The organism is Anaerolineae bacterium (genome assembly GCA_025062375.1).
In the GTDB taxonomy this organism is placed as follows: Bacteria; Chloroflexota; Anaerolineae; order SpSt-600; family SpSt-600; genus SpSt-600.
Window position 1 is genome coordinate 1 of sequence record JANXAG010000047.1, and the last position, 11,431, is coordinate 11,431.

An 11,431-nucleotide genomic window follows, 5' to 3' on the forward strand; every position below is an offset into this window, starting at 1 on the left:
GACCAATTCTCCCTCATCCTTCGGCTTGCCTTCGCTTTAGCTGCGCTTCCCGAGGAAAGGGGGGTGGCGCCATCTTTTATTTTCCTTGACGAGCCTCTCGGGTCCTTTGATAATGATAGGATCGAAGCGTTTCTCTATCTCCTTACTGAAGGGGAGATCGCACGCAACTTTGACCAAATTTTCCTCATAAGCCACGTGCCAGTGGACCCCAATCTCTTTGACTATTATATTGTAATGGAAGACGGCAGGATTCTGGAAAGCAATCTACCCGCTCACGGTATGTATTGAGCAACCTTTATGATACGGTGGCAGCCACGTTTAGATCAAGCTCTGGCGCGGCTTATGATTTATAGATCCGCCCAGCTAATGTACATCAGGAGTTTTTTCTCGCGGTTCCTCTTCAAAATCGTGGGAAACTTCGGCTAAACGGCCATTCAGCCATTGCACATAATAACCGCAGTGGTCACACTGACCTGCGTGTATCACCGTTACCTGAGAGTTTGAGCGTGAGTGTGGAGGTATTTGTAGTCCAGTCGTGGAATAGTTGATTTGAATGTAGATGGCTTTAGGCGCCACTGATGCGCTCCTCCTCGGCAATGAGCAAAGGCCAATTTATAAGTGTGCAGGGCCACTTCCACTGTATATGACGACGTTGAGGTTAGTTTAGCTCGATGGCTGTCTGGCCGGGGAAGCGTTCATAACCGTGGACCCTCTGGGGCAATGTGCGCCCCTATAACCATGCTCCATATTTGGTGGGAAACCTCCTTACTCAATCCTTTGAGGAAATCTGGCACTCATCAAGGATGAAAGCATGGCGAGCAATGATTCCCCCTGAGTGTACCAGCTGTGTTATGTATGAGGGGTGCAGTGCCTGGTGCCGCGCTAAATCAATGTTGCGTCGCCCTTCATGATTGTGACAGAGGTAAACCAGTAGACCTCTGTTTAACCCCGGAAAGTCTGATGTTTTAATTCAAGATTGCCCACCACCTCCTGAAAGTGGCAAAAGTCGTCTCTACCAGAGGCTTAACCTCTTTCTCAACCAGCGGCGTTCCTGCTGTGCAGAAGAGGGAAATTGTAAGTTCCTTTTTGAATTTTCAGAAATTTGCCAACCAGGTCTGTTATGGTCACTGGGGCTAAAAAATTGACACCATTGCAATTTTGGGCTAAAATGGTTTTAAAACGGGGGAGGGGGAGTGATGCTTAGTGCGGAGATAAGGAAAAGTTTCCTGGATTTTTTTGCCGAAAATGGCCATACTGTTGTCCCGAGCTCTTCGCTTGTCCCTGAAAACGACCCAACTCTACTTTTCACCAATGCAGGGATGGTCCAGTTTAAGGATGTATTCCTGGGCATAGAGAAGCGTTCCTACACCCGCGCGACTTCAGCCCAGAAGTGCATGAGGGTAAGCGGTAAACACAATGACCTGGAAAATGTAGGGCCATCCCCACGCCACCATACGTTCTTTGAAATGTTGGGCAATTTCTCCTTCGGGGATTACTTTAAGAAAGAAGCCATCGCTTATGCGTGGGAATTCCTCACCAGAAAGCTGGGGCTCCCCGAAAAGCGGCTCTGGGCCACCATCTACGAAGAAGATGATGAAGCCTGGGAGCTCTGGCAAAAAGTGGCCGGAATGCCCCCCGAGAAAATCGTCAGGATGGGCAAAAAGGATAACTTCTGGGCTATGGGCGACACAGGCCCATGCGGCCCGTGCTCCGAAATCATTTACGACCGTGGAGAAAAATATTGCACCTGCCATAGGCCAGATTGTTCCCCAGCAGTGGAATGCGAACGGTGGTGGGAATTGTGGAACCTGGTATTCATGCAGTATGAACTGCACCCCGACGGCACCATGACCCCATTGCCACGCCCCAGCATAGATACAGGCATGGGCCTGGAAAGGATAACAGCAGTGATGCAGGGGGTTGAATCCAATTATGAAACAGATCTCTTCTGGCCTATTATTTTGAAAACCCGCGACCTTATTGGCCATTCAGATGAGCAGGTTTTGAAAAACATAGTCTCTTACAGAGTTATAGCCGACCATGGACGAGCCATTACTTTCCTTGTGGGCGATGGGGTAACGCCTTCCAATGAGGGACGGGGCTACATTCTGAGGATGATCCTGAGAAGAGCAGCCCGCCATGGCCGTAAGATAGGGTTCCGGGAGCCTTTCCTGGCCCACATCGCCGATAAGGTGATTGAAATCATGGGCCACCATTACACCGAGCTCATCATGCGCCGGGAGTTCATTAAAAACCTCATAACCCAGGAAGAGGAAAGGTTCCAGCAAACTCTGGATGTGGGCCTGAACCTTCTGGATGAGCTTATGGAAAAGCTTACTTCCAGAGGACTAAAGGTGATCCCAGGTGAGGAGGCTTTTTACCTCTACGACACTTACGGCTTCCCTCTTGACCTGACCAGGGTGGTGGCTCGGGAAAGGGGATTTGAGGTGGACGAGGAAGGTTTCAACCGGGCTATGGAAGCTCAGAGGGCAAGAGCCCGTGCTGCTCGCACCTTTGAAATGGAAGAAGAGGAGCTCAAGAAAGCCGAGTTTTACAGCAACCTTTACGAGCAACTCAAACGAGAAAAAGCTCTCCCTGAAGAAGGGGTCGAGCACCTCTATGAAACCCATCTGGAGGTAAGGACCAGAGTCGTAGCCATAGTGAAAGGTGGGGAAAGGGTAAGCGTAGCCCATAAAGGCGATGAAGTGGAAGTAATCCTGCCTCAAACCCCCTTCTACGTTGAAAGCGGTGGACAGGTTAGCGACACCGGCTGGATAACCTGTACCCGCTCTATTGATGGCGAAGAGACCGTTTGGGAGATGGAAGTAGAAGAAATGCTTCGCCCGATCACAGGGCTCATAATCCATAAGGGCAAAATAACAGAGGGAACCGCAAGGGTGGGAGATGAAGTCTGGGCTACTGTGGACGCTGAAAGGAGGATGGATATATCCCGGAACCACACAGCCACTCACATCCTCCACAGCCAGCTCCGCCGATTGCTGGGCAGACACGTTTACCAGACAGGATCTCTGGTAGCTCCAGATCGCCTGCGCTTTGACTTCACTCACACCGGGATGCTCACCCAGACCCAGATAAGCGACCTTGAAAGAATGGTGAACGATGTAATCCTGGCCAATTACCCTGTCCAGATCGTCCACACCACTTATAAAGAAGCCATCGCCCAGGGAGCCATTGCCCTCTTTGAAGAAAAATACGGGGAAGAGGTCAGGATGTTAATGATAGGTCATCCCGATGAAATTATAAGCAAAGAGCTTTGCGGAGGAACCCACGTATCCACTACCGGAGAAATCGGTTTCTTCCACATCCTCTCGGAACAGGGGGTCGGGACAGGAGTGCGAAGAATAGAAGCGGTTACAGGCCGATACGCCCAGGAACTGGTGATGGAACGCCTGCGGGTTCTGGAATCTACCGCCGCTTTCCTCTCCTGCCTCCCCGAAGAGGTAGACCGGCGTGTCCTGGCCCTCATGGGTGAGCTTCAGAACAAAGAAAGGGAAATCCAAAAGCTCCAGAGGGCACTGGCTCGCAAGGTGTATGAAAGCCTCCTGGACAAAGCCATAAAAGTAAAGGATGTCAGTGTGGTGGCTGCCAGAATTGATGAGGTGGAAAATGAAGATATCCTGAGGGAAATGAGCGACTGGCTCCGGGAGGCCTTGGGCAGTGCGGTTGTAACTTTAGCCACAATTATAAACGGTAAGCCTTTCTTCATAGCCGCTATCACTGAAGACTTGGTGAGCAGAGGCCTTCATGCCGGCAACCTCATAAAAGAAGTAGCCAAAGTAGTGGGTGGAGGTGGAGGAGGTAAAGCCACCATGGCGCAGGCCGGAGGGCGCGATAAATCCCGTATAGAAGAAGCTCTCCGATTGGTTCCGGACCTGGTAGCCAGTGCTCTCAAAGATTAAGCCTGGCACCATACTTTCTATGGCCTCCGGATTGCCTCAATAGTTATGGATGAACTTTTGACAAGGATTGAACTGGACCGAGAAGAGGACATAATCTCAATAAGAGAACGGCTGGATTGGATCAGAGGGCAGCGCGCTGTCCTCGTGGTCCCTCCAGGTCAAAAGGCCCTTTCCAATCTCATTAACCTGAAGCTTCTCAACCGCAAAGCTCGTGATCTGGCTCTGGACCTTGTTTTAGTTACAAAAGACCCTCTTATCCGTTCCTTAGCGAAGGAAGCTGGCCTTAAAGCCTGGCCCTCCGAAAAAGAGGCCTTCAAAACCCCTGCTTTCCAAGCTTTACGCCCTGAACCCAGAACGGAGGAAGCCCCTTCCATCCTGGCTCTCTTCCTCATCACCCTGCCTTTTCTCCTCACCCTCCTTATCGGGATAGCTTTTTTCATCCCTTCGGCTAAAATAGAGCTTGCTCCCCTCACTCAGCCCATTGAAGCCACTTTCCAGATCAAAGCTGACCCGAGTGTGAATCGGTTGAAAAAGGCGGAAGCCGTTGTCCCTGCCAAAAAACTGCGGATGGAGCTTTCAGGTAAAGGTTCCGTTCCCACTTCCGCCCAGAAATATGTGCCCGATGAAAAAGCTTCCGGGACTGTGGTTTTCATAAACAAGACTGCTCAAGAAGTAACGATACCTCCAGGAACAGTAGTTTCCACCTCCACGGGCGAAAACGTTAAATTCACTACCGTAACCACAGTGACTCTCCCGGCCTACTACCAGAGCCAGGCGGAAGCCCCGATTGTAGCGGTAGATCCAGGGCCTCAGGGCAACGTGGATGCCTATCTCATAAACAGGATTGAAGGAGTGTTGGCTTTTAAAGTTCAGGTTTACAACCCTATGCCCACTTCAGGAGGAACCCTGAAGCCCGTTAATGTGGTCACAAGAGAGGATAAAGAACGCCTCAAAGCTATGGTCCTGCAGAACCTCCATCAGAAAGCTTATCAGGATTTTATGAACCAGCTCCCAGCCGATTCTTTCCTTATACCCCAGACCATAACCGTTGTGCCCCTTCAGGAAAGCTACGATCGCTTTGTGGATGAGGCGGCTGACCAGCTTAACCTTGAGCTTAAAGCGGTGGCCCTGGCCCTGACGGTAAACAGGAACGATTTAAGAACCTTAGCGGTTGAGTTTCTTTCCCCTCACGTTCAGGCGGGATATGAACTCCTGCGAGAAGAGATTAACTTTGAAGTTCTGGAGGCTCGGGAAGAAAAGGATAGTAAATATCTGGTAACCTTAAAAGCCAAAGCTCCTGCCGTTGCCAGGGTAAACAAAGGGCAAGTGCGGGATGAGGTTAGAGGCTTGCCTGTTCCGAAAGCTATGGAGAAGCTGAAGACCCTGCCCCTCCGCTCTGAACCCTCCATTGAAGTCTCACCGAGCTGGTTCGGAAGGCTTCCATGGCTCCCCTTCAGGATAGAAATCAGGGTGAAAGCCGGATGAAAAGAGTAGCTGCGCTTGATATAGGGGGGAAACGCATAGGTATCGCCCTTAGTGATCCAGAAAAGATGATAGCTTTCCCAAAAGGATTCGTTGAAGCAGAGAAAGCCCTGGAGGAAATCCCTCACCTTTTCCGCCAGTGGAGCGTAGGAGCCGTGGTGGTGGGAATCCCGGTGACTCTGCGGGGGGAAGAGGGGCCTCAGGCCTTGAAAGTTAAGGAGTTCCTCTCATCCCTTGAAGATGCTTTCAGGAAGGAAGGGATGGAAATAGAGATTGTGCTATGGGACGAGCGCCTCTCCACTGCGCAGGCTGAAGCTTTCCTCCGGCAGGCTGGCTATAAAGCCGGGAAAATGCGGCGGCGGGTTGATGCTGCCTCCGCCACTTTAATCCTCCAAAGCTATCTTGATTTTCTCAGGAGAGCCTGAACCCATGGATTACTGGAAAAGCGTGGGGGCCATCGTAAAAAAGGACTTTCTAACCGAATGGAGAAGCAGGGAGATCTTCAGCTCCATGTTCGTCTTCGTGATGCTGGTAACCCTTGTTTTCAATTTCGCCTTTGAATTAAGGGTGGAAGATGTGACAAAAGTGGCTCCGGGGGCTCTGTGGGTGGCTTTCGCTTTTGCTGGGGTCCTGGGCCTCAATCGTTCATTTATCCTGGAAAAGGACAAGGGCTGCCTTGAAGGCCTCCTCCTGGCCCCGGTGGATAGAAGTGCCATATTCTTCGGCAAATGGCTTGGAAATGTAACTTTTATGGCTTCCGTAGAGCTTTTGACTTTGCCTGTTTTCTCCGCTCTATTTAATGTAAACCTTTTCCGACCTGCTCTTTTCCTTGTCCTGGCTCTTGGAACCTTCGGGTTTGCAGGGGTTGGCACTCTTTTCGCAGCTATGGCCATCAATACCAGAGCCAGGGAAATTATGCTCCCAGTGCTTCTCTTTTCCGTATCAATTCCCATAATGATTTCAGCCGTCAAAGCTACCGGAGTAATTCTTGACAACTCACCTTTATCCGAGGCCTCCCACTGGATAAGGCTTATGGTGGTTTTTGATGTGCTTTTTACCGCCATTTCCCTTCTTACCTTTGAATACGTCCTGGAGGAGTGAGGGATGGAGCCCCAGAAAGTAAACTTGCTGGTGGCATTGAGCGCTGGAGTGCTTTCCTTCCTTTCACCCTGTGTCCTGCCGGTCATCCCGGCGTTTATAGGCTACCTGAGCGGAGTCTCCCTTGAAGAAAAAGGTAACAGGAGGAAAGTTTTCTTCCACGCCCTCTCCCTTGTCCTGGGCTTTTCCTTTGCCTTCACTCTTATGGGAGCTTCGGCCGGAGCTCTGGGCCAGCTATTAAAAGGGGTCTTACCTCTCATTCAGAAAGTGGGGGGAATTATGATCGTTCTTTTCGGCATGCATGTTATGGGACTTTTGAAAATCCCTGTCCTTTATCAGGAGAAAAAAATCCCCTTTAATCCAGGCGCGGGCGCAGGATACGGCGCATCCTTTCTGGCCGGGATTGTATTCTCAGTGGGGTGGACCCCATGTGTGGGGCCAATCTTGGCGGCGATACTTCTAATGGCCGGAAATTCTGCCACAGCATGGGAGGGAGCCTTGCTCCTGGTCGCTTACTCTCTCGGACTTGGAATTCCCTTCCTGGCGGTTGGAGCTGCCCTCCTGCCCCTGAGCCGATGGCTCCGCCGAGCCAGCCGCTACGGGAATTACCTCTCCTGGATTACAGGTGTTTTTCTCATTGTTGTGGGCTTCCTGCTTTTTACCGATACTTTCAGGTTGCTGGGAGGTCTTTAGTTGGACAGAATAGCTGAATGGCTGGCTTATCAGGCAATCAAACACTGGCTGATGATAGTCAACCTGGCTGTGGCGCTTTTCCTGCTCCCCACTATACTGGCCCCTATCCTTATGGTCGCTGGTTTCACTGAGCCTGCCAGGATTATCTATTCCCTTTACAGCATTACCTGCCATCAGCTTCCGGAACGCTCCTTCTTCATAGGCCCCAAGCTGTACTATACCCTGAACGAAATTCGGGAAGCCATGGGGCCGGATGCCGGTAACATTGCGAAGCGGAGAGCTTTCATCGGAAATCCGGAAATCGGGTATAAAATGGCCATTTGTGAACGAGATTTTGCCATATATTTTTCCATCTTGGTGGCAGGGCTCGCCTTCTCTCTGGTAAGGGGAAAACTTGAACCTCTTCCCTTCAAGGGTTTCCTCATCCTGTGCATACCAATAGCTGTTGATGGTTTAACCCAGTTTTTGGGGCTTAGGGAAAGCACACCTCCCGGGAGGATTTTCAGCGGCTCCCTCTTCGGGGCGGGACTCGTCTGGACTCTGTATCCCCGTATAGAAGCGGCTTTTCAGGAGGCCAGAGAAATCGCGGAGGAAAAATGGAAGAAAAGATCCGGGAAATCCACCGAAGGCTGTTGACCCAGTACGGTGATAAAGGCGGGTCAAAGGGCTGGGATCCCGTTACCCTGTTGGTTTCTGCTATCCTCAGCCAGAATACCAATGATGCCCTCCGGGACAGAGCTTTTGAAAGGCTCAGAGCCCGTTTTTCTTCATGGGAAGAAGTGAGAGACGCTCCCGTGGAAGAAGTGGAAGAGGCGATAAGAGTAGCGGGCCTTTCCCGTCAGAAAGCTTTCCGAATCCAGCAGGCTCTCAGGCGCATCACGAACGAGGTCGGAACCCTTGATCTTTCTTTCCTGCGAAAAATGGACCTGGAAGAGGCCAGGAAATGGCTCATGTCCATGGAAGGCATTGGGCCGAAGACAGCGGCTATAATCCTCCTTTTCGGGCTGGGGATGGCGGCTTTCCCGGTGGATACTCACATCTTCAGAGTTTCCAAAAGGCTTGGGCTCATCTCTCAGAGGACAACCCGAGAGAAAGCTCATAAAATCCTGGAAAGCCTCATTCCGCCCGAACATTATTACTCCTTTCATCTCAACATGATTGAACATGGCCGTAAGGTTTGTTCCCCTCGCCACCCCAGGTGCCAGGATTGCGTGCTGAACGACCTCTGCGATTTTTACAGGGGAAGCGCATGAGGAAAAGATATCCATTCCTGACCTATGAAAGGTTAAAGGATACAATCCGGGGGAAGGCTCTATTGATCTTCATTGTATCCCTTTGCTTCAGCCTGCTCCCTTCCCCCTGGCTCAAAATGCCCCGGTGGCCCTGGGTTTTAATGGCCCTGGCCTCCTTCTCCCTTGCCGCTTTGACGTCCCTTATATCTCGCTCCAGCTATGTGAAGCTTGCAGCTGAAGGCCTTGAAATAAAATCCCTCTTCGGCGAAATTTTTATCCCTTACGACGAAATAGTAGAAACATACTACGGGGTCTTCGGCAAAATCTTTGAGCCCGCACACCAGAACTGGTCCCAGCGGATTTTCTTGCAACCTTTCTGGTTTGAGCCAGTAATAGTGCTCAAGTTGGAAGAATTCCCTTACGACTACGCCAGCTTGAGGCTCCTTTTCGGCAAATACCTGTTTGAGCCCAGGAAAAAAATTCTGGTTCTTCTGGTAAAAGAGCCCACAGAACTCAACGCCAGGATAAGCTCCATCCTTCAGGAGAGACGCCTACAGAAGACAGAGGAGAAAGGATGAACCTTCTTATCCTTGGGGCCAGGAGACTGGGACTGGAGCTTGACCCTGAAAAGCTACGGGCTTTTGAGGTATATTACCACGAGCTCAGGAAGTGGAACCGCAAAGCAAACTTAACCTCCCTCATCGCTCCCAACGAAGTCCAGGTAAAACACTTTCTGGATTCCCTCACCATTTACGAGATTCCGGAATTCAGGGAAGCAGTTTCCTCGGGCCGGAAGATAAACTTTGTGGATGTGGGAACCGGCGGGGGTTTCCCCGGGATTCCGATTAAAATTGTTACTCCTGGGATAAATCTTGTCCTTGTGGACTCTTCCCGGAAAAAAATCCAGTTCCTTGAACACCTCAAAGAAGCCCTCGGACTGGAAGGGGTGGAGATAATCTGGGGCAGAGCTGAGGAAATAGCCCGCCAGGAAAACCACCGAGAGCGATACGATTGGGTAGTAGCCAGAGCTCTTGCGGAGTTCCCAACCTTGGCTGAATACCTGCTACCCTTCTGCCGGATCGGAGGCTACGTGGTGGCTTACAAGGGCCCCAAAATCTTCCAGGAACTGGAAATCTCTTTGGAAGCTATAAACCTTCTGGGGGGAAAAGTGGTAAGACTTCACTCTGTTCAGACCCAGGGCCTTGAAAGTTCTCGCTACCTCCTCCTGATAGCTAAGGAGTCTTCTACTCCCCTACTCTACCCGAGGCGCCCGGGAATTCCTGCCAAACGCCCTCTGAAGGTCAGTAAGGAGAAGGGTCCTGTAGCTGGTGGAGCTTCTGGCCTTTCGGTGATCGATTCCATCAAAATTGACGGTGAAGAATGGGCATGATAGAATAAAGTCAACCTCAGAGCTAAGGAGGGAAAATGGGGCAAGTTTATGTTTCCGACCATCCACTGGTCCAACATAAGCTGACCCTTCTGAGAGACATAAGCACCGAGCCCAAACGATTCCGCGAGCTTCTGAAAGAAATCACCTGGCTTCTTCTCTACGAAGCCACCAGGGACCTGAAGGTGGAGGAAAAGCCAGTAACCACGCCCTTAGGCACAGCGACAGGAGTCCGCATTATTGAAGAAATAGCCTTTTGCCCCATCCTCAGAGCTGGCCTTGGAATGATAGAACCTGCTTTAGAGCTCATCCCAAGAGCTCAGGTATGGCATATCGGGATATATAGGGACCACAAAACCCTGAAGCCCATTGAGTATTACACAAGCCTTCCCGAAAAAGCTACCGCCCAGGTAGCCATAATCTTGGACCCGATGCTGGCCACGGGTGGGTCGGCCGCGATGGCGGGTGATCTCCTCAAAAGTATTGAAGTACCGAGGATAAAATTCGTGGGAGTAATAGCAGCTCCCGAGGGGATTAAAAAATTGCACCAGGCCCATCCGGATATAGATATCTTTGTGGCCGCAGTGGATAAATACTTGACCCCTGAACCTCAAAAGCCCGGCGATCCCCCAGCCGGATACATCGTCCCAGGCCTCGGGGACGCTGGAGACCGCCAGTTCAGGACGGGTTAGTATGGCACGTCCATCATGGGATGAATATTTCATGCGAATAACACGCCAAGTGGCGGAGCGCTCTACATGTTTGCGTCGCCAGGTTGGGGCTGTAATAGTGAAAGACAAACGCATCCTCGCCACAGGCTACAATGGCGCCCCCAAAGGTCTACCCCATTGTCTTGATATAGGCTGTTTGCGGGAAAAAGAAGGGGTCCCCTCTGGTTACCGGCAGGAACTGTGCCGTGGCCTCCATGCCGAACAGAACGCCATAATCCAGGCAGCCTTCTATGGAGTCCCTATTGAAGGTTCCGACCTTTACACCACGCACCAGCCCTGTGTGACCTGCGCCAAGATGATTATAAATGCAGGCATAAAAAGGGTAGTCTATGGCGCCCCTTACCCTGAAGACCTGGGCAAGCAGATGCTTCAAGAGGCAAAGGTAGAACTGGTTTATTTTCCTTTGATAGGAGGGAACAACCATTAGCTTCAGGGAATGGTACTCTAACCTTACCCAGGCGCAAAAGCTCACTTACGGCTTTCTTTTAGCTGTAATCCTTGCCACTATACCCTGCTATTGTCTCGGATTTCTGGCTCTGGCCTTTGCCCCACCCCGAAAGCCTGAATCCACACCTATCATATGGCCATCTCCCATCCCTACCCTAACCCCTACTTTCACTTCTACTCCCACCCCCCCAACCCCCCAGCAACCCAACCCCCCACAAATGTTTGCCCCCCCCCCACATAAACACCCCCCCCAACACACACCCCACCCCCCACCCCCCAGAAGACCCCCAAACCCCCCCCCCCACACCCCCCCCCCCATCACAACCCCACCCTCCAGCGATTGCGGCACACCCAAGCACTAGAATGTTTCCCTAACCGACGCTCTTCAGATCTCCACTATGGTGCGATTGCGGCCGGCATTCAAGACCTCCTCCACAATGT

12 protein-coding genes are annotated in these 11,431 nt (G+C 51.4%); all 12 read left to right on the forward strand.

The window, feature by feature from the left end; translation table 11 throughout:
• On the forward strand, positions 1–288 hold a 288-nt coding region (locus NZ653_09230; protein MCS7287303.1), incomplete at its 5' end, for a hypothetical protein.
• A gap of 908 nt (positions 289–1,196) precedes the next feature.
• Complete coding sequence (gene alaS / locus NZ653_09235) at positions 1,197–3,920, forward strand: alanine--tRNA ligase (GenBank protein ID MCS7287304.1); 2,724 nt, start codon at positions 1,197–1,199, stop codon at positions 3,918–3,920.
• Between the two features lie 45 nt (positions 3,921–3,965).
• Entirely contained in the window at positions 3,966–5,405 is a 1,440-nt protein-coding gene (locus tag NZ653_09240) for a baseplate J/gp47 family protein (GenBank protein ID MCS7287305.1), read from the forward strand.
• Positions 5,402–5,827 (forward strand): Holliday junction resolvase RuvX, encoded by a 426-nt coding sequence (gene ruvX, locus NZ653_09245; GenBank protein ID MCS7287306.1) that lies wholly within the window; start codon positions 5,402–5,404, stop codon positions 5,825–5,827. The genes NZ653_09240 and ruvX overlap by 4 nt, the downstream gene beginning before the upstream one ends.
• Positions 5,828–5,831: 4 nt before the next feature.
• A complete protein-coding gene (locus tag NZ653_09250) occupies positions 5,832–6,503 on the forward strand; it encodes a heme exporter protein CcmB (GenBank protein ID MCS7287307.1) in 672 nt (223 codons plus the stop codon).
• A gap of 3 nt (positions 6,504–6,506) precedes the next feature.
• A complete protein-coding gene (locus NZ653_09255) occupies positions 6,507–7,193 on the forward strand; it encodes a cytochrome c biogenesis protein CcdA (GenBank protein ID MCS7287308.1) in 687 nt (228 codons plus the stop codon).
• Complete coding sequence (locus tag NZ653_09260) at positions 7,194–7,829, forward strand: DUF2085 domain-containing protein (GenBank protein MCS7287309.1); 636 nt, start codon at positions 7,194–7,196, stop codon at positions 7,827–7,829.
• Entirely contained in the window at positions 7,790–8,446 is a 657-nt protein-coding gene (locus NZ653_09265; GenBank protein ID MCS7287310.1) for an endonuclease III, read from the forward strand. The genes NZ653_09260 and NZ653_09265 overlap by 40 nt, the downstream gene beginning before the upstream one ends.
• On the forward strand, positions 8,443–9,003 hold the full coding sequence (locus NZ653_09270; GenBank protein MCS7287311.1) for a hypothetical protein: 561 nt from the start codon (positions 8,443–8,445) through the stop codon (positions 9,001–9,003). The genes NZ653_09265 and NZ653_09270 overlap by 4 nt, the downstream gene beginning before the upstream one ends.
• Positions 9,000–9,815 carry a 16S rRNA (guanine(527)-N(7))-methyltransferase RsmG gene (gene rsmG / locus NZ653_09275; protein MCS7287312.1) on the forward strand — a complete coding sequence of 272 codons (816 nt, stop codon included), beginning with the start codon at positions 9,000–9,002 and terminating at the stop codon, positions 9,813–9,815. Before NZ653_09270 ends, rsmG begins: the two co-directional genes overlap by 4 nt.
• Before the next feature lie 35 nt (positions 9,816–9,850).
• A complete protein-coding gene (gene upp / locus NZ653_09280; GenBank protein ID MCS7287313.1) occupies positions 9,851–10,504 on the forward strand; it encodes a uracil phosphoribosyltransferase in 654 nt (217 codons plus the stop codon).
• Position 10,505: 1 nt separating this feature from the next.
• Complete coding sequence (locus tag NZ653_09285; protein MCS7287314.1) at positions 10,506–10,970, forward strand: cytidine/deoxycytidylate deaminase family protein; 465 nt, start codon at positions 10,506–10,508, stop codon at positions 10,968–10,970.
• Positions 10,971–11,431 lie beyond the last annotated feature (461 nt).